General features: G+C 76.5%; 17 protein-coding genes. 9 read left to right on the forward strand and 8 right to left on the reverse strand.

Annotated elements, in window-relative coordinates; translation table 11 throughout:
• The first annotated feature begins 32 nt into the window (after positions 1-32).
• The 4 genes from ACUN9U_RS00370 to ACUN9U_RS00385 all read left to right on the forward strand — a co-directional run bounded on the left by ACUN9U_RS00370 (position 33) and on the right by ACUN9U_RS00385 (position 5,109).
• Positions 33-1,115 carry a glycoside hydrolase family 16 protein gene (locus tag ACUN9U_RS00370; protein ID WP_445482936.1) on the forward strand — a complete coding sequence of 361 codons (1,083 nt, stop codon included), beginning with the start codon at positions 33-35 and terminating at the stop codon, positions 1,113-1,115.
• Between the two features lie 80 nt (positions 1,116-1,195).
• Entirely contained in the window at positions 1,196-2,560 is a 1,365-nt protein-coding gene (locus ACUN9U_RS00375) for a hypothetical protein (protein ID WP_445482937.1), read from the forward strand.
• Positions 2,557-3,699 (forward strand): 3-oxoacyl-ACP synthase III family protein, encoded by a 1,143-nt coding sequence (locus ACUN9U_RS00380; RefSeq protein WP_445482938.1) that lies wholly within the window; start codon positions 2,557-2,559, stop codon positions 3,697-3,699. The genes ACUN9U_RS00375 and ACUN9U_RS00380 overlap by 4 nt, the downstream gene beginning before the upstream one ends.
• A 129-nt stretch (positions 3,700-3,828) precedes the next feature.
• Entirely contained in the window at positions 3,829-5,109 is a 1,281-nt protein-coding gene (locus tag ACUN9U_RS00385) for a glycoside hydrolase family 16 protein (protein WP_445482939.1), read from the forward strand.
• Between the two features lie 54 nt (positions 5,110-5,163).
• Here the strand turns inward: ACUN9U_RS00385 and ACUN9U_RS00390 are convergent, their stop codons facing one another.
• From ACUN9U_RS00390 to ACUN9U_RS00405, 4 genes are all read right to left on the reverse strand, one after another.
• Positions 5,164-6,600, reverse strand: a complete 1,437-nt coding sequence (locus tag ACUN9U_RS00390; RefSeq protein WP_445482940.1) for a class II fumarate hydratase — start codon at positions 6,598-6,600, stop codon at positions 5,164-5,166.
• Between the two features lie 33 nt (positions 6,601-6,633).
• The gene (locus ACUN9U_RS00395) at positions 6,634-7,359 is read right to left on the reverse strand and encodes a spermine/spermidine synthase domain-containing protein (RefSeq protein WP_445482941.1); all 726 of its coding nucleotides are present in this window, start codon (positions 7,357-7,359) and stop codon (positions 6,634-6,636) included.
• A gap of 7 nt (positions 7,360-7,366) precedes the next feature.
• The gene (locus ACUN9U_RS00400) at positions 7,367-8,044 is read right to left on the reverse strand and encodes a carbonic anhydrase (RefSeq protein ID WP_445483194.1); all 678 of its coding nucleotides are present in this window, start codon (positions 8,042-8,044) and stop codon (positions 7,367-7,369) included.
• A gap of 95 nt (positions 8,045-8,139) precedes the next feature.
• Positions 8,140-9,069, reverse strand: a complete 930-nt coding sequence (locus ACUN9U_RS00405; protein WP_445482942.1) for a carbohydrate kinase family protein — start codon at positions 9,067-9,069, stop codon at positions 8,140-8,142.
• 98 nt (positions 9,070-9,167) lie between these two features.
• On the opposite strand from ACUN9U_RS00405, the gene ACUN9U_RS00410 reads away from it, so the two are divergent.
• Entirely contained in the window at positions 9,168-9,881 is a 714-nt protein-coding gene (locus ACUN9U_RS00410) for a DUF4245 family protein (protein ID WP_445482943.1), read from the forward strand.
• 3 nt (positions 9,882-9,884) lie between these two features.
• Here ACUN9U_RS00410 and ACUN9U_RS00415 read toward each other — a convergent pair whose 3' ends face one another.
• Positions 9,885-10,103: an exodeoxyribonuclease VII small subunit gene (locus ACUN9U_RS00415; RefSeq protein WP_445482944.1), complete on the reverse strand. Its 219-nt coding sequence runs from the start codon at positions 10,101-10,103 to the stop codon at positions 9,885-9,887.
• On the reverse strand, positions 10,096-11,436 hold the full coding sequence (gene xseA / locus ACUN9U_RS00420; RefSeq protein WP_445482945.1) for an exodeoxyribonuclease VII large subunit: 1,341 nt from the start codon (positions 11,434-11,436) through the stop codon (positions 10,096-10,098). The genes ACUN9U_RS00415 and xseA overlap by 8 nt, the downstream gene beginning before the upstream one ends.
• Before the next feature lie 22 nt (positions 11,437-11,458).
• Here xseA and ACUN9U_RS00425 point away from each other — a divergent pair, with 22 nt between their 5' ends.
• From ACUN9U_RS00425 to ACUN9U_RS00435, 3 genes are all read left to right on the forward strand, one after another.
• A complete protein-coding gene (locus ACUN9U_RS00425) occupies positions 11,459-12,520 on the forward strand; it encodes a 4-hydroxy-3-methylbut-2-enyl diphosphate reductase (protein WP_445482946.1) in 1,062 nt (353 codons plus the stop codon).
• 5 nt (positions 12,521-12,525) lie between these two features.
• Positions 12,526-12,870 carry a hypothetical protein gene (locus ACUN9U_RS00430; RefSeq protein ID WP_445482947.1) on the forward strand — a complete coding sequence of 115 codons (345 nt, stop codon included), beginning with the start codon at positions 12,526-12,528 and terminating at the stop codon, positions 12,868-12,870.
• 170 nt (positions 12,871-13,040) lie between these two features.
• Positions 13,041-13,985 (forward strand): type IV toxin-antitoxin system AbiEi family antitoxin, encoded by a 945-nt coding sequence (locus ACUN9U_RS00435; protein WP_445482948.1) that lies wholly within the window; start codon positions 13,041-13,043, stop codon positions 13,983-13,985.
• A gap of 80 nt (positions 13,986-14,065) precedes the next feature.
• On the opposite strand, the gene ACUN9U_RS00440 is transcribed toward ACUN9U_RS00435, so the two are convergent.
• Together ACUN9U_RS00440 and rmuC are read right to left on the reverse strand one after the other, a co-directional pair.
• Entirely contained in the window at positions 14,066-15,874 is a 1,809-nt protein-coding gene (locus ACUN9U_RS00440; RefSeq protein WP_445482949.1) for a glycoside hydrolase family 15 protein, read from the reverse strand.
• 36 nt (positions 15,875-15,910) lie between these two features.
• Positions 15,911-17,146 carry a DNA recombination protein RmuC gene (rmuC, locus tag ACUN9U_RS00445; RefSeq protein WP_445482950.1) on the reverse strand — a complete coding sequence of 412 codons (1,236 nt, stop codon included), beginning with the start codon at positions 17,144-17,146 and terminating at the stop codon, positions 15,911-15,913.
• Positions 17,147-17,272: 126 nt separating this feature from the next.
• Here rmuC and ychF point away from each other — a divergent pair, with 126 nt between their 5' ends.
• A complete protein-coding gene (gene ychF, locus ACUN9U_RS00450; RefSeq protein WP_445482951.1) occupies positions 17,273-18,358 on the forward strand; it encodes a redox-regulated ATPase YchF in 1,086 nt (361 codons plus the stop codon).
• The last annotated feature ends 111 nt before the right edge of the window (positions 18,359-18,469 follow it).

Consider the following 18,469-nt stretch of genomic DNA (forward strand, 5'->3'; position numbering starts at 1 on the left):
CCAGCAGCTCGCGCCGATGCAGGAGGGTGGCCATGGAGCGGGAGCAGCGCGTGCGGGGCGGTCACCGTCCTGCACGCGCTGCTGTGCGCGGCGGACGCTCGGTGGCGGTCGCCGCCTCGGTCCTCGTCGTCCTCGGCGCCGGTGCGCTGCTGGTCGCCGGGCCCGGCGGGGCCGGCCCCGCCGACGGCGCCGCGGCCCCGAGCTCCAGCGCGACCTCCACCGCCGCCGCCTCGGCCGCTCCGACGGGGACCGGGCTCCCGGGGCGGGGTCCCACGGCCGCAGCCCAGCCCGGCGGCTCCGCCGGCGAGCCCGCCGACGGCGCGGGCGGGGCCCCGACCGCCACCGCCTGGACCGCGGCGGTGCACACCAGGTCCACCTCGGGAGTCCGTGCGAGCTCGCGGGACTCCGCGGCCGCAGCGTCCGCGGCCCTGCCCGCGGGGGACCTGCCCGGCTGGCGGCAGGTGTTCACGGACGGCTTCGACGACGACGTCGCCGAGGGGGCCTTCACCTCCAGCGGCTACGGGGACCGCTGGCACGCCTACGACGGGTTCCCCGACACCTTCGGGGTGGGGGCCTACAGCGACGACCTGCTGTCGGTCTCCGGCGGTGCCCTGCAGATGCGCTGGCACACCCAGGACGGCGTGCCGCGGGTCTCCGGGCTGGTCCCCCTGGTCGACGGCCGCTGGGGCGGCCACGTGGGCGGGAGGTACTCGGTGCGATTCCGCGCCAGCGCTGGGCCCGCGCACGGCTACAACGCCGCCTTCCTGGTGTGGCCGGACTCCAACGTCTGGGCCCAGGGGGAGCTCGACTTCGCCGAGGGCGCCCTGGACGGGGGCGTGCGGGCCTACCACCACTGCCCCGGGGACCCGCAGGCCCACTGCGCCTCGGCGGAGTCCACGGCCCCCTGGGAGGAGTGGCACGTCGCCACCCTGGAGTGGACCGAGCGCTCGGTGACGTACTCCCTGGACGGCGTGCGCCTCATGACGTCGACCGACGTGCCGGTCGACCCGATGCACCTGGTGCTGCAGGGCTACGTCAGCCAGGGGTACGACCCCGCTCGCGACGCCACCGTCCAGGTCGACTGGGTGGCCGTCTGGTACCCCGACGGCGGATGACCGGGTCCACCGCCTCACCGACCCCGCACCACTGACCCCGCACCACCGCGCAGCACCCCCGACGACCGCGAGGAGCTCCAGTGGCCCACACCCCAGCACGCAGCGGCAGCCAGCGCCTCGGGGCGCGCGACAGGCTGTGGAGCGGCACGCGCACGAGCATCCTGCTCGGGCCGCTGCACCTGCCCCCGGCCGACGACCTGGCGGCGGCGGCTGCCGTGCTCGCCGACGCCTTCCCGGCCTCGCGCCTCGGCCACGCGCTGGGCGCCGGACGCACCCGGTGGGTCCCGCGGCAGCCCGCAGCCGGCGGGCCGGCGAGCCGGGCCGCGCTCGTCGTGCACGACGGCCCGGGTCCCGAAGAGGTGGGGCTGCCCGCCTTCGCCCGGTCGCTGGAGGCCCACCGCACCGACGAGGTGCCTGTCAGGTTCGTGGTGGCCGGTCAGCACCTCGCCCTGATCATCAGCCACGCGGCCGGTGACGGCGCCCTGATGCTCGCCCTGCCCCCGGCGCTGCTGGAGGTGGCGCGCACGGGGATGGCGCCCGCGTGGACGCAGGAGCCCGCCACGACGGCACCCCTGCTGCGGACCCTGGCCCACCACTACGCCCGCCACCCGGGCCGGGTGCTGGCGACCCTGGCCGCGGTCCGAGCGGGGCGCCCCGCGGCTGCGGAGCCGGCCGTCACCGCGGGCGGCGGCGAGCCGCCCCGGCGGCCGCTGCGTCCGGACACGGCGGTGGTGCACGCCGTCATGGACGCCGACCGCGTCGCGGAGCTGACGGCCTGGCGCCGCGCGCAGGGAGCAGGCACCTCCACCGTCGCCGTCCAGACCGTGCTGGTGGGAGAGGCGCTGCGCGCGGTGGGGCTGACCCCGCAGGGGCCGCCCACCGTCCTGGTCGACGCGCGGCGCTACACCCCGGCCGGCTCGGTCGTGCACGGCAACTTCGTCGCCGGGCTCCAGCTGCCGGCGGGGGAGCCCTGGGACGTGCGGCAGCTGACAGCTGCCCTGCGCGGTGCTGTGGACGGTGCGCGCCCGCTGAGCGCGATGGCGCTGGGCGCCGCGAGGCAGCTGGTGCCACCGGCCGCCGCGGCGGCGCTGCGAGGGGACCGCGACGGCGGCGCCTCACGCGAGCTGGTGCCCGCACGGCCCCGGCCGGTGGTGGCGGTGACGGCCATGGTCCACCCCCTGCTGGAGCACCTGCCCTGGGCCGGTCCCGCCGAGCGGGCGGTCGCCACCTCGGTGTCCACCCCCGCCCCCGCGGAGGGGGTCACGGCGTCCTTCACCGACTGCCGCGGCCACCTGAACCTGTCGTTGTCCTTCCACGCCTCGGTGTACGACCCGGGCCTGCTCGAGGAGGTCCTGCGCCTGGCGACCAGCGACCCCGTTGCCGTCCTGGAGCGCGCCGGCCACCGGGGCCCGGCGGTCGTCGACAGCGGGGTGCGCAGCGCATGAGCACCTCACCGGCCGAGCACCGGACCCTCACGGCGGGTGCCGTGGGGATCATCGGCACCGGCTCCTACCTGCCCCCGGTCGTGGTGCCCAACGCCCCCGTGGCCGCAGCGGCCGGTGTGGACGCGGACTGGATCGAGCGCAAGACGCTGATCCGCGAGCGCCGCCACGCCCTGCCCGGGCAGGCCACCTCCGACCTCGCCGTGGAGGCGGCCCGGCGGGCGCTGGAGGACGCCGGCGTGCTCGCCGCGGACCTCGCCGTCGTCGTGGTGTCCACCTCGACACCGGACTCCCCGCAGCCGCCGACGGCCAGCCTGGTGCAGCAGGCGCTCGGCGCCGACGGAGCCGCGGCCTTCGACGTCAACGCGGTGTGCAGCGGCTTCGTGTACGCGCTGGAGGTGGCGCGGTCGCTCCTGGTCGCAGCGGGTGACGGCCGGCCGGCGCTGGTCGTGGGCGCCGACGTCTACTCCCGCATCCTGGACCCCTCCGACCGCCGGACCGCGGTGCTGTTCGGGGACGGCGCGGGTGCGGTGGTGCTCGGCGCGGTCCCGGCCGGCCAGGAGCTCGGACGGGCGGTGCTGCACGGCGTGGGCAGCCGCTCGGAGCTGATCAGCGTCCCCGCGGGCGGCAGCCGCCGGCCTGCCAGCGCCCAGACGCTGGCCGCCGGCGAGCACTGGTTCCGCATGGACGGGCGCGGCGTGCGCGAGTTCGTCGAGGAGCACGTGCCGGGGCTGGTCGGCGAGGTGCTGGCCGGGGCGGGGTGGGAGCCGTCCTCGGTGGACCACGTGGTGCCCCACCAGGGCAACGGCGTCATGCTCGCGGCCCTGGCGGGCTCCCTGGGCCTGCCGCGCGCCCGGATGCACACGACCGTGGAGGAGCTCGGCAACACCGGGAGCGCCTCGGTGCCCGTGACGCTCGACGCCGCACGGCGCAGCGGCGCCCTGCGGCCGGGGGAGCGCGTGCTGCTGCTGGCCTTCGGCGGGGGGATGAACCTCGCCGGCGTGGCCTGCACGTGGCTCGGCGCCCCCCTGCGCCCGGCAGCCGCGGCGACGTCCGCGCTACCGGCACCGCGGTCCGCGCGCCGCAGGGGGACCACCCCTGTCCCCCTGCGCGCGGTGGGCGGCCCGGTCTCCCCCGCCTGAGGACGGGCGTCCGGCCGGTGCACGCGGCCCCGGGCAGCGCGCACCGGCGGAACTGCCCAAAACGGGTACAGCGCCACCCCGTCACGGCAGAGTGGGCCCCGTCAGGTCGCCCACGACGGGAGCCCCGCTGTGCCCGCGCCACCCGTGCTGCGCACCACCGCCCTGCTGTGCGCGGCAGCCGCAGCCGTCACCGCGGCCTGGGCCGTCGCTCCCTCCGGCGAGCCCTCGAGGGCGGAGGCCGGCGAGGTCACCGCGCTCGTGAGCGACCCCGGCGGCGACCCCGGCAGCGGTGCAGGGGCCGGCAGCCCCGCGGCGCCGGCCGCGGACGAGGAGCAGGCGGGCAGCCGGCTGCCCCGGGCCGCTCACAGCCACCAGGCCCGGTGGCGCTCCGCGGCCGCGCAGGCCCAGCGACGAGCGCGCGCCGCAGCCGACCGGGTCGCGCCGACGTCCGCGGCGAGCCCGGTGGCGCCCCCGCTCCTCGCTCCGTCGTCGGGCGGCGTGACGTCGTCCAGTGCCGCGGCCTCGTCCGGCGCTGTGCCGTCGTCGGGTCTCGTGGTGCCCTCCGGTGCCGGGACGTCCTCCGCTGCTCCGGCGCCGTCCACTGCGGTGGCGCCGTCCTCCCGGCCCGCCCCGGCGCCGTCCTCCCGGCCCGCCCCGGCGCCCGTGGCCGCCCCGGCGCCCGTGGCCGCCGCGGCGCCCGTGGCCGCCGCGGTGGGCGGCAGCGCCTCCGCGGCCCCGGTCGGGGACCTGCCCGGCTGGCGCCAGGTCTTCCTCGACGACTTCGCCGCCGACGCCCCCCTGGGACGCTTCGCCGAGGTCTACGGCTCCCGGTGGACCGGCTACGAGGGCGCGGCGGACACCTCGCGCGCCGGGCGCTACTCCGAGGCCCGCACGGTGTCGGTGTCGGGCGGGGTGCTGGACGTGCACCTGCGCACCGAGGGCGGGGTGCCGCTGGTGGCCGCGCCGGTGCCGCTGGTCGGCGGGCGCTGGGGGGGCCAGCTCCACGGCCGCTACTCCGTGCGCTTCCGCGCCGACCCCGTGCCGGGCTACAAGACCGCCTGGCTGCTGTGGCCGGACTCCGACGTCTGGGCCGACGGCGAGGTCGACTTCCCCGAGGGTCCCCTGACGGGGACGATCTCCGGGTTCGTGCACTGCCCCGGCGAGCCGTCGCGCAACTGCCTGGCCGTCGACACCGGCGCCGGCTACTCCTCCTGGCACACCGCGACCGTCGAGTGGACGGCGTCCGGCACGACCTTCCTGCTGGACGGGCGCGAGGTCGGGCGCACCAGCACCTCCCCCCGGGTCCCCATGCACTGGGTGCTGCAGACCGAGACCGACGGCGGCAGGCCGCCGGCCACCGCCGCGGGCCACGTCCAGGTGGACTGGGTCAGCATCTGGGCCCCCGCCTGAGCAGACCGGACAGGCACCGGCGGCCGGCGGGCGGCCCGCCGGCCCCTGCGCGCGTCAGCCCCTGGAGGGCGGTCGCGTCATCGCCATGACGTCGAGCGCGGTGTCCAGCTGGGCCTCGGTGACCTCACCGCGCTCCACGAAGCCGAGGTCGAGCACGGCCTGGCGCACCGTGACGCCCTTCGCCACGGCGTGCTTGGCCACCTTCGCGGCGGCCTCGTAGCCGATGACGCGGTTGAGCGGGGTGACGATCGAGGGCGAGGCCTCGGCGTAGTGGCGGGCCTGCTCGACGTCGGCCTCCAGGCCGTCGACGACCTTGGTGGCCAGCACCCGGGACCCGTTGGCCAGCAGGCGGGTGCTCTCCAGCACGCCCAGGGCCATGACGGGGATCTGCACGTTGAGCTCGAAGGCGCCGGACGCGCCGGCCCAGGCGACGGTGGCGTCGTTGCCGATGACGCGGGCGCACACCATGAGCACGGCCTCGTTGATGACCGGGTTCACCTTGCCCGGCATGATCGAGGACCCCGGCTGCAGGTCGGGGATGCGCAGCTCGCCCAGGCCGGTGTTGGGCCCCGAGCCCATCCAGCGCAGGTCGTTGTTGACCTTGGTGAGGCTGACCGCGATGGTCTTGAGCTGGCCGGACAGCTCCACCAGGCCGTCGCGCGCGGACTGCGCCTCGAAGTGGTCGCGGGCCTCGGTCAGCGGCAGCCCGGTGTCGGCGGCGAGCAGCTCGATGACGCGCTGCGGGAAGCCGGCGGGGGTGTTGATGCCCGTGCCCACCGCGGTGCCGCCCAGCGGCACCTCGGCCACGCGGGGGAGCACGGCGTGCAGGCGCTCGACCCCGTAGCGGACCGCCGCGGCGTAGCCGCCGAACTCCTGGCCCAGCGTCACCGGCGTGGCGTCCATGAGGTGCGTGCGCCCGGACTTGACCACCTCCGCGAACTCGGCGGCCTTGGCCTCCAGGGAGGCGGCGAGCTGCTCCAGCGCCGGCACGAGGTCGTTGACGACGGCGGAGGTCGCCGCCACGTGCACCGAGGTCGGGAAGACGTCGTTGCTGGACTGGGAGGCGTTGACGTGGTCGTTCGGGTGCACCGCCTCGCCCAGGGAGCGGCTGGCGAGGGTGGCGATGACCTCGTTGGCGTTCATGTTGGAGCTCGTGCCCGACCCGGTCTGGAACACGTCGACGGGGAACTGGTCGTCGTGGGCGCCGGTGGCGACCTCCTCGGCGGCCGCGGCGATGGCGTCGGCCACCGGCTGCGGCAGCACCCCCAGCTCGGCGTTGGCCAGCGCGGCGGCCTTCTTCACGCGCGCGAGCGCCTCGATGTGGCTGCGCTCCAGCGGGGTGCCGCTGATGGGGAAGTTCTCCACGGCCCGCTGCGTCTGCGCGCGCCACAGGGCGGCCGCGGGCACGCGGACCTCACCCATCGTGTCGCGCTCGATGCGGTACTCCGCGCCGTCTGCTGCGCCCACCGTCGGGCCCGTCGCCTCAGCCATGGCCCGATCGTCGCAGAGCCCGCGGCGCCTGCGTCAGCGGCTCCCGCGGCGGCGGGCCAGCAGCAGCCAGTACTCCAGCGCCCGGCCCTCGCGCTCCACGACCTGCCGCAGCACCCGGACGGCGGTGAGCGCCTCGGCGGCGCGGGCGGCCCCGGCCAGCTGCGCGGGGTCGTGGGAGCACCACACGGCCAGCACCCCGCCCGGCGCCAGCGCCGCCGCGGCGGCGGCCAGCCCGCCGTCGTCGTAGAGGCGGGCGTTGGCGGGGGCCACGAGGAAGCCGGGGCCGTTGTCGACGTCGAGGAGCACCGCGTCCAGCGAGCCCGGCGCCGCCTCGCGCAGCGCGACGACGACGTCGGCGACCACCGCGCGGGCGCGCGGGTCCCGCAGGGCGCCGGCGGTGGCGGGGACCAGCCCGGCGCGCACCCAGCCCACGACGCTCGGCTCCAGCTCGACGACCACGGCCTCGCCCACGCGGGGGTCGGTGAGCACCTCGACCAGGGTGAAGCCCAGCCCCAGGCCGCCGACGAGCACGCGCCAGCCCGCGCCGCCGCGGTGGCCGTCCGCGGCGAGGGCGTCGAGGGCGGCTCGCGCCAGCAGGCGCTCGGTGGACGCGTCGCCGTCGTCCATGACGAGGACCCCGCCGACCACCAGCTCCACCAGCGCTCCACCCCCGCCGGTGGCGCGCCGGCGCAGCACCACCTCCCCACTGGTGCCGTCGGCGCGGCCCAGCTCGGTCCAGACCGGGCCGGGGGTGCTCACGGACGGCTCAGGCGCTGACGGCGTCGGCGCCCTCGAGCAGCGTCACGCGGCCGGTGGCCAGCTCGTAGGCGGCGCCCACCACCGCGGCGCGGCCCTCGCCCACAGCCCGCGACAGCACCGCGGAGCGCTCGCGCAGCAGGCTCGCGGTGGCGCGCACGTGGGAGGCGCCGACGATGGTGGCCTCCGCGGCCGGGTCCTCGTCACGGGCACGTCCTTGGCGGGCCACGAGGATGCTCGGGGCGACGCGCTCGACGATGTCGCGCACGTACCCACCGGGCACGGACCCGCCGTCGAGGGCGTCGAGGGCTGCTGCCACGGCGCCGCAGCGCTCGTGGCCGAGGACGACGACGAGCGGGACGCCCAGCACCTCCACCCCGTACTCCACCGAGCCCAGGACCGCGGCGTCCACGACGTGCCCGGCGGTGCGGACCACGAACAGGTCGCCCAGGTCGGCGTCGAAGACGAACTCCGCCGGCACGCGGGAGTCCGAGCAGCCGACGACGAGGGCGAACGGGCGCTGCTCGGTGACCAGCTCGGCGCGGCGCGAGGCGCTGCCCGCGCCGGCGCTGCGCTCCACCGCGAAGCGCTCGTTGCCCTCGGCGAGGGCGGCCCACGCCTGGGCCGGGGTCGAGGGCCGCCCGGGGGAGGGCGGCGGGCTGTCGGGGCGCACGGAGGGCGGCAGCACGGGCACGGCCGCATGATGCCGCAGGTGGGCCGCCGCGGTCGACGGGCTCCCCCCGGCTCCCCCCCCCCCGGCTCCCCCTGGCGCTGCCGGGTGCCTCAGACGCCCAGCAGCTCGCGGCGCCAGGGCGGGTCCGCGCCGGGACGGGACACCGTGATCGCCGCCACCCGCGCGGCGTGGGCGAGCAGGGTCTGCACGTCGTCGCGCCCGATGGCGCCCAGCGCCTCCCGGCGGTCGGCGCCCAGCAGGTCGTGCTCGGCGAGGCCGTCGACCAGCGCCGCCATCACCGAGTCGCCGGCGCCGACGGTGTCGGCCACCTGCGTCCGCGGGGCGCGCACCTCGGCGCGGCCGCTGCGGGCCAGCGCCACCAGGCCCTGCGAGCCGCGGGTCAGGACGGCGAGGGAGGCGCCGCGCTCGAGCCAGGAGGCGAGCATCGCCTCGTGGTCGCCGTCGGGCTGCAGCCAGTCGGCGTCCTCGTCGGAGAGCTTGACCACGTCGCAGTGCTCCACGAGGGCGTCGATGCGCTCGCGCACCAGCGAGGGGTCGCCCATGAGGTCCGGGCGCAGGTTGGGGTCGAAGGTGGTGGTGGCGGTGGCGCGGTAGCGCTGCACCAGGCGGCTGACCGCTGCGGCGCCCGGCTCGAACCAGGAGCCGATGGAGCCGGTGTGCACCGCCACCGGCGCCGCGGGCAGCGCCGCGTCGAGGGCGGGACCCTCGGGCAGCTCCCACGTGAGGTCGAACACGTAGCTGGCCGAGCCGTCGGCGGCCAGCTGCGCCTTCGCGGTGGACGTCGCGCCGGGCTGCACGGTGCCCTCGACCACCTCGACGCCCGAGGCGCGCAGGTGGGCCAGCACGGTCCGGCCGCGCTCGTCGTCGCCGAGGCGGGCCAGCAGCTGCGTCGGCCGGCCCAGGCGCGACAGGCCGATGGCCACGTTCATCGGGCTGCCGCCGGGGTGCTCGCGCACCCCTCCGTCCGCGGCGTGGACGACGTCGACCAGCGCCTCGCCGATCACGAGCACCGAGCTCACGGCTGACCTCCTCCCAGCGCGCGGGACACCGGCGCTGGGAGCGGACTGTAGCGCCAGCGCCGGCCGTGCCCGGCGCGCCCGAGTGCGAGCATGGTGGGGTGAGCCAGCCCGCGGCAGCACCCGGCCCCGCGCCGTCGCCGCCCCCGGCCGCGCCCGGCCGGGGCGGGCGCCCGCGCGGCTTCGAGACCTCCGGGGACATGCTCCGCACGGTGCTCGCCGTGCTGGCGATGGTTCTCGTGGTCTTCTTCCTCACCGCCCGCCCCCAGGGCGACCAGCGGCCTCCCGCCGACGTCGCCACCACGGCGGCGCAGGCCACCGCGGGCGGGGTCGCCATCGGGGTGCCCTCGCTGCCGCAGGGGTGGAGGGCCTCGACCACCCGCTTCGGGCCGGACGCCGCCGAGGGCCTGCCGACCTTCCACGTCGGCTACCTCGACCCGGCCGGCGCCTACGGGGGCATCAGCGCCACCGCGGCCTCCACCCCCGGGTGGGTGGAGGGCGTGGCCGGTGCAGCCGCCGTCGCCGACGGCGTGCGGGAGGTGGCCGGGCGGACCTGGCAGGTGTGGACCAACGCCGACACCGGCGGCACGACCCTGGTCAGCGACCCGGGCGCCGCACCCCGCGCCGGGAGCCCCGCGGGTGGCGGCCCCGCCCTGGCCGTCACCAGCCGCGGGGACGACGCGGCCCTGCAGACCCTCGCCCAGGCGGCCGTCGACGCCGTCGACGCCGCCGGCGCACCCGCGGACGGCGGTGCCGGCTCCCCGGCCGACGCACCCGCGGGAGCTGCCGCCAGCACCGCCACGGCCTCGGGCTGAGGCTCAGGCCTGCGAGCGGGCCGCCTCCAGGCGCTCGCGGGCGCCGTCGAGCCACTGCTGGCACCGGGTGGCCAGCGCCTCGCCGCGCTCCCACAGGCGCAGCGACTCCTCCAGGCTCGCGCCGCCGGTCTCGAGGCGGCGCACCACCTCCACCAGCTGGTCGCGCGCCTGCTCGTAGCCGAGCTGCGCGACCTCCTCGGCCATCGCCGGTGCGTCAGCCATCGTCGTCCTCTCCGAAGCCCTCGTCGTCGTCCTCGTCTTCGTCCTCTGAGTCGACCACCTCGACGACGATCGACCCGCGCGCCAGCCGGGCGCGCAGCCACTCCCCGGTCGGGGCGTCCTCGGGGGAGCGCACCACGTGCCCCTCGTCGGTCTGCAGCACGGCGTAGCCGCGATCCAGCACGGCGGCCGGGCTGAGCGCCCGCACGCTCGCGGCCAGGCCCGCGAGCACCCCGGCCTGCTCGCGCAGCCGCCCCTCCAGGGCCCGGCGCCCGCGCTCGCGCGCCTCGGCCACCGTGCGGGTGGGCTCGGCGAGCAGGGCGCGGGGGTCGGCCAGCACCGGCCGGGAGCGCAGCTGCGCCAGGTGGGTGGCCTCGGTGTCGACCAGCCGCAGCACCGTGCGCCGCAGCCGGCCGCGGGCGGCCTCGAGCCCCGCCAGCTCCTCGGCCACCGCGGGCACCACGCGCCGCCCGGCGTCGGTGGGGGTGGAGGCGCGCACGTCGGCGACGAGGTCGAGCAGCACGTGGTCGACCTCGTGCCCGATCGCGCTGACCACCGGCGTGCGGCAGGCCGACACCGCCCGGCACAGCGCCTCGTTGCTGAAGGGCAGCAGGTCCTCCAGGGACCCGCCGCCGCGGGCGACGACGATGACGTCGACGTCGGGGTGATCGTCGAGCTCGGCGACGGCGGCGCTGACCTCCGAGACCGCCCCGGTGCCCTGCACCGCCACCTGGCGGACCTCGAAGCGGACGCCGGGCCAGCGGTCGCTGGCGGTGCGCACCACGTCGCGCTCGGCGGCGCTCGCGCGCCCGCACACCAGACCCACGCAGCGGGGCAGGAACGGCAGCGGCTTCTTGCGGTGCTCGTCGAGCAGGCCCTCGGAGGCCAGCACGCGCTTGAGGTGCTCGATGCGGGCCAGCAGCTCGCCCACGCCGACGGGGCGGATGTCGGTGGCCTGCAGCTGCAGCACGCCGCGCTTGGTCCAGAACTCCGGGCTGGCCCGCACCACCACGCGGGCGCCCTCGGCCAGGCCGCCGGGCAGCGCGTCGAGCAGGCGCACGTGGGCGCTCACCGGCAGGGACATGTCGACGTCGGTGTCGCGCAGGGTGAGGTACGCCGTCGTCGTCCCCGGGCGGCGGGTGGCCTGGACGACCTGCCCCTCCACCCAGACCTGCGGCATCTTCGCGACGTAGTCGCTGATCTTCATGGTGAGCAGCCGGACCGGCCACGGGTGCTCCGCGCTGGTCTGGGCGGCGGTCGGCGGCAGCGCCTGCGGCGCGGGGGACGCCTGCTGGCCGGCCCCCCGCTCGGCCGTCGGCGCTCCGGCTTCCACCACGCTGCGACCTTACGATGGGGGGGTGACAGCGCTGGAGACGAACGCCGCCCCTGTGGACGGCGCCGCAGCCGCCGACGGCCCCCCGCGCCGCAAGCAGGTGCTGCTCGCGGCCCCGCGCGGCTACTGCGCCGGGGTCGACAGGGCCGTCGAGACGGTGGAGAAGGCGCTGGAGCACTACGGCGCCCCGGTCTACGTGCGCAAGGAGATCGTCCACAACAAGCACGTCGTGGAGGTGCTCAGCCGCCGCGGCGCCGTCTTCGTGGACGAGACCGACGAGGTGCCCGAGGGCGCGCGCGTCGTGTTCTCCGCCCACGGGGTGTCCCCGGCCGTGCGCGAGGCCGCGGCCGCGCGGTCGCTGCAGACCCTGGACGCCACCTGCCCGCTGGTCACCAAGGTGCACCGCGAGGCCGTGCGCTTCGCCCGCGACGGCTACTCGATCCTCCTGGTCGGTCACGAGGGCCACGAGGAGGTCGAGGGGACCGCCGGGGAGGCGCCCGACCACGTGACCCTCGTCGACGGCCCGGAGTCGGTCGACGCCGTCGAGGTGCCCGACCCCTCCAAGGTCGTCTGGCTGTCGCAGACCACGCTCAGCGTCGACGAGACGATGGACACCGTCCGCCGCCTGCGCGAGAAGTTCCCGCAGCTGGCCGACCCGCCCTCGGACGACATCTGCTACGCCACCCAGAACCGCCAGGTGGCGGTGAAGAAGGTGGCGGCGCGCGCCGAGCTCGTCATCGTCGTCGGCTCGGCCAACTCCTCCAACTCCGTGCGCCTCGTCGAGGTCGCGCTGCAGAACGGCGCCACGTCCTCCTACCGGGTCGACTCCGCCGCCGAGCTGCGCGACGAGTGGTTCGAGGGCGTCGACGTCGTGGGCGTGACCTCGGGGGCCTCCGTGCCGGAGGTCCTGGTCGACGACGTGCTGCGCTCCCTCGCCGAGCGCGGCTACGGCGAGCCCGAGGAGGTCCGCACCGCCACCGAGGACCTCGTCTTCTCGCTGCCGCGCGAGCTGCGCACCAACCTCGGGCTGACCCCGAAGGGCGGCTCCGGCCGGCCCGCGGCGTCGTCGTCCTGCTCCACCAGCTGACCGCCGTGCCTGCTGAGGGTGCTGGTCCCCTGGGCGGCGACTGGGTCTCCGGGGAGCGGGTCTTCGGGCCGCCGGTCGGCACGTTCGACGCCGACTGGCTGGTGCCGGTGGTGCGCGAGGCCGTGCCCGAGGCCTCCCACGAGCGGGCGCGCGAGGCCGTCGTGGGGGTGTGGGCGGTGCTGCGCGAGGAGGCCGCCCACCGGGGGTGCGCGCCGGCCGACGTGCCCGCGGACGTGGTGGCGTCCCGCCTCGGCCTCTCCAGCGGACCCGCGGGTGCTGCGCCCGACCGCGTCGACGAGGCGGCCCTGACCGCCGTCCGCGCCGCCGTCCGCGCCTACGGGGCCCGCTGACCCCCCTCCGCGACGATCACGCGCCTGGACGCCACCACCCGGCCACGTTCATGGACCTGAGCGCCACATCAGCGTGACGATCATGGATCTCCGCGCCACCACCTCGCGGTCGTCCACAGTCCGGTCGGTCGTCCGAGCGCGGTGATCGCCTGCGGCAGCACCCTGCGCAGGTGCCTCGGCGACGGATGCTGCCCCGCGAACCCCTCCAGCCCTTCACCCGCCGAGACCTCTCCGGCACCGGCGTCAGCCAGCGCACGGTCGACCGGTACCTCCGCGCGGGACTGCTGCAGGAGCCCGTCACCGGTGTCTACGCCGACACCAGGACGGCCGAGGAGGACGCCGTCCGCGTCGCCGTGCTCGGTCTGGCCATGCCGGAGGGGGCCGTGGCCACCCGCGGTGTCGCCGCCTGGCTGCACGGCTTCGACCCCCGCGCGCCGCACGAGCGCAGGGCACCGCTGGCGCTGGAGTGCGTCGTCGATCCTCGCTCCGGACTGCTGGTGCCCGAGCGCCGGGGCCTGGTCACCCACCTCGACCGCCTTCCACCCCGTGACACCACCGTCGTCCACGGCGTTCCCGTCACCGGGGTGGGCCGGACCGCCCTCGACGTGGCGAGGTTCCTCGCGCCGCACATGGGGCTCGCGGTGGTCGACGCCATGGCGCACGCCGGCCTCATCGACCCCGCGTCCCTGCGAGAGCGCTACGAGGAGTGGCCCGAGCGGCAGCGCTGGATGGGGCGCGGCAAGCGGACGCTCGAGCTGTGCGAGCCGGAGACGGAGTCGTACGGGGAGTCGTGGACGCGGCTGCGCATCGTCGACGCCGGCTTCCCGCGCCCTGAGCCGCAGATCTGGGTGCCGGAGGAGCGCCCCGGCGCGCTGCGGCTCGACATGGGCTGGCGGGAGGTGCGCCGCGCGATCGAGTTCGACGGGGAGGAGCACCACACGGAGGACGACGACGTCGAGCACGACGACGACCGCCGCGAGAGGCTCCGACGCGACTACGGCTGGACGGTCTGGTCCGTGCGCAAGGGCGACGTGCTGGGGTGGGACATGAGGGTCGAACGCGCGGTGGGGGAGCTGCTGAGCATGGAGCCACGCATCAAGCGCCGGGCGTGGTGACGCGCAAGCCCGTGATCGTCGCGGAGATGTGGCGGGGAGGTGGCGCGCAGGTCCTTGATCGTCGAGGAGGAGGGGCGGGGTCAGCCGCCGAGCGCGCGGTCGAGGTTGACGGCGGCGCTGATGAGCGCCAGGTGCGTGAACGCCTGCGGGAAGTTGCCCAGCGCCTCACCGGAGGGGCCGATCTCCTCGGCGTACAGCCCCAGGTGGTTGGCGTAGGTGAGCATCTTGTCGAAGGTCAGCCGCGCCTCGCGCAGCCGACCGGCCCGGGTGAGGGCCTCGACGTACCAGAACGAGCAGAGGTTGAAGGTGCCCTCGTCGTCGTCGAGGCCGTCGTGGCCGTCGATGGCGTAGCGGGAGACCAGGCTGTCGGCGACCAGGGTGTCGCTGATCCGGTCCAGCGTGGACAGGAAGCGCGGGTCGGTCGGGCCCGAGAACTTCACCAGCGGCATGACCAGCAGCGACGCGTCGAGCGTGCGGCTGCCCGGGTACATCGCGTAGGCGCCCATGTCCGGGTCCCAGCACGACTCCTGCACGAACCGGTAGGCCTTGGCGCCCAGGCGCCGCCACCGCTCCGTGGGCGCCGGCAGCCCGCGCGAGCGGGCCAGCCGCACCGCGCGGTCGTAGGCGACCCAGGTCATGAGCGCCGAGTAGGTGAACCGCTGCCGCGGACCGCGGACCTCCCACACGCCCTCGTCGGGGGTGTCCCAGTTGGCCGCCAGCCAGTCGAGGCGGCGCGAGAGGGTGCTCCACAGGTCCCAGGAGATCGGCACCTCGCGGTTGTAGAGGTACACGGAGTCCATGAGCTCGCCGTACACGTCGAGCTGGCGCTGGCCGACGGCGTTGTTGCCGATGCGCACCGGCCGCGAGCCGCGGTAGCCCTCGAGGTGGTCGAGCACCTGCTCGGGGATGTGCTCGCTGCCGTCGACCGCGTACATGATCATGATGTCGCGCTCGGCGTCGGCGGCCTCGCACCGCCGCTGGACCCAGTCCATGAAGGCCGAGGCCTCCTCCAGGTACCCCAGGCGCATGAGCCCGTAGGTGGTGAAGGCGGCGTCGCGCAGCCAGGCGTAGCGGTAGTCCCAGTTGCGCGCTCCGCCGAGCGCCTCGGGCAGGGACGTCGTGGGAGCCGCCACCAGCGCGCCGGTGGGGTGGTAGACGAGCAGCTTCAGCGTGAGCGCCGAGCGCTGCACCACCTCGCGCCAGCGCCCGCGGTAGCGCGACTGCGCCGACCAGCGCTGCCAGTAGTCGCTGGTGGTGTCGAAGAGCTCGTCGACCTCCCCGTCGGCCAGGGGGCGCACCTCCCCGCGCCACTCGAGGACGACGTCGACCTGCTCGCCGTCCTCCAGGGCGAACTCCGCGACCACGCCGGGACCGCCCTGCCCGCCCTCGGTCAGCCGCAGCTGCACCGGGGGGCGCACGCGCAGCACGAACCTGCCGGCGGGGGAGGTGAAGACGGCGCCGACGCCCTCGACCAGGCGCACCTCGTGGCGGGCCCTGCCGTAGTCGAAGGCGGGGGAGCAGTCCAGCGTGAAGAGCGCCCGCCCGCGCACCGCCCGCGCGCGGCGCACCAGCAGGTCGCGCGGCGAGGCCACGCTGGACGTCTCGGGGACCATGAAGTCGATGACCTCGCCGACGGCGTCCTTGCCCAGGAAGCGGGTCAGCAGGACGTTCGTGTCCGGCAGGTACAGCTGCTTGGGGCGCGAGGCGGTCCGCGCGCTGAGGCGGAAGGAGCCGCCGCGCTCGGCGTCGAGCAGCGAGGCGAACAGCGACGGCGCGTCGAAGCGGGCCGGGCAGTACCAGTCGACGGTGCCGTCGGTGCCGACCAGCGCCGTGGTGCGCAGGTCACCGATGATCCCGTGCTCCTCGATCGGGAGGTAGCGCTCCGGCACGCTGGAGACCCTAGTGATCCGCGAGCGCCCGTGGGGTCACTGGCTGCGCTGGGCGTGCAGGGACCAGCCCGTGAGGTCGGTCACGGGCTCCTGCTGGCGCGGCTCGTGGGGAGCCAGCGGCACCACCAGCTCCGGGGCGGTGAGGGGGCGCGGCAGCGCCTCGACCACGGGGACGTCGGGCACGACCACGTCGGTCAGGTCGAGGGAGCCCATCCGGCGCGCCGAGACCAGCACGCGGGTCTCCAGGGTCCCGACCACCTTGTTGTAGTCCTCCACGGCGCGCGCCAGCGTCCGGCCCAGCTTGCCGGTGTGCTCCCCGAGGGTGGCCAGGCGGCCGTGCAGCTCCCTGCCGATGGTGAACAGCTCGCGCGCGCCGTCGGACAGCGCCGCCTGCTGCCAGGTGATGGCCACGGTCCGCAGCAGCGCCAGCAGCGTGGTGGGCGTGGCCAGCACCACCTTGCGCGCCATCGCGTGCTCGAGGAGGGCGGGGTCGGCCTCGCAGGCCGAGGCCAGGAAGGCCTCGCCGGGCACGAAGCAGACGACGATCTCCGGCGCCGGCTGGAAGGCCGTCCAGTACTGCTTGCCGGCGAGCGCCTCGACGTGGCCGCGCAGCGCGCGGGCGTGCTCGGTGGCGGCGGCCGCGGCGCGCCGCTCGCCCAGCGCCGCCCCCGGGGCCAGCCCGTCGCGGGCCGCCAGGAACGCCGCCAGCGGGGCCTTGGCGTCGACCACCACGTGCTTGCCGCCCGGCAGGTGCACCACGGCGTCGGGCCGCACGGCTTCGCCGTCGCCGTTGACCCCGACGGCCTGCACGTCGAAGTCGACGCGCTCGAGCATCCCGGCGTGCTCCACCACCCGGCGCAGCTGCACCTCGCCCCACGCGCCGCGCACGTTGGGGGAGCGCAGCGCACCGGCCAGCGACTCCGTCTGGTGGCGCAGCGCCTCCCCGGAGGCCGCCACCTGCTGCAGCTGGGCGCCGAGGCGCCCGTACTGCTCGGCGCGCTCGCGCTCCAGCTGCTGCACCTGCCGCTCGATGCGCGCGACCGAGCTGCTCACCGGCGCCAGGACTGCCGCGAGCTCGCGCTCCTCCTCGTGCTCGGCGGCCAGCTGCCCCTCCAGGGAGGCCACCCGCGCGGCCAGCAGGTCGCGCTCGGCCGCGACCTGGGCGGAGGCCAGCCGCTCCCGCGAGGTCACCACCTGCCACGCCCCGGCGGCGCCGACGGCCGCCCCGGCGACCAGGGCCAGCAGCACCACGAGCAGCGAGAGCGCGTCCACGGGCCCGACGGTGCCACGCACCTGCGACAGCCGGAGCCCGAACGGCCGCCCCCGGCGCGTCGCCGCGCCTGGTCCGCCGCCGCTCGGTCGGGGCGCGGCCCGGCGCTCGCGTAGGCTCACCTGCCCGTGGCGCTCACCATCGGCATCGTCGGCCTGCCCAACGTCGGCAAGTCCACCCTCTTCAACGCCCTCACGAAGAACTCGGTGCTGGCGGCCAACTACCCCTTCGCGACCATCGAGCCGAACACCGGCGTCGTCCCGCTGAACGACCCGCGCCTGGACCGCCTCGCCGAGGTCTTCCACAGCGAGCGGACCGTGCCCGCCACCGTGACCTTCGTGGACATCGCCGGCATCGTGCGCGGCGCCTCCGAGGGGGAGGGGCTGGGCAACAAGTTCCTCGCCAACATCCGCGAGGCCGACGCCATCTGCCAGGTGGTCCGCGCCTTCGCCGACCCCGACGTCGTCCACGTCGACGGCAAGGTGGACCCGAAGGCCGACGTCGAGACCATCGCCACCGAGCTGGTGCTCGCCGACCTGCAGACCCTCGAGCGCGCCGTGCCGCGCCTGGAGAAGGAGGTCAAGGGCAAGAAGACCGACCCCGCGGTGCTCGCCGCGGCGGTCGCCGCCCAGGGCGTCCTGGACACCGGCACCACCCTGTACGCCGGCGCCGCGGCCGCGGGCGTGGACGTCGAGCAGCTGCGCACCCTGGGCCTGCTCACCACCAAGCCGTTCCTGTTCGTCTTCAACGTCGACGAGGCCGGCCTGGTCGACGAGGCCCGCCGCTCCGAGCTGGCAGCCCTCGTGGCCCCCGCGCAGGCCGTCTTCCTCGACGCCCAGCTCGAGGCCGACCTGGCCGAGCTCGACGACGACGAGGCCGCCGAGCTGCTGGCCAGCGTCGGGCAGACCGAGCCCGGGCTGGACATCCTCGCCCGCGCCGGCTTCGAGACCCTCGGGCTGCAGACCTACCTCACGGCAGGCCCCAAGGAGTCGCGCGCCTGGACCATCCGCCGCGGCGCCACCGCCCCGGAGGCCGCCGGCGTCATCCACACCGACTTCCAGAAGGGCTTCATCAAGGCCGAGGTCATCGGCTTCTCCGACCTCGTGGAGGCCGGATCGGTGGCCGAGGCCCGCAAGAGCGGCAAGGCCCGCATCGAGGGCAAGGAGTACGTCATGGCCGACGGCGACGTCGTGGAGTTCCGCTTCAACGTGTAGCCGCGTCCCGCGGGGCGCCGGCGCCTCAGCGAGCCCGCACCGCTGATCGACGGGCCGCCGCTGCGGTGCCGTGTGAGTGTGGGCGCGGCCGGGTCCGGCGTCGAGCCAGCG

The organism is Quadrisphaera sp. KR29, assembly GCF_052644995.1.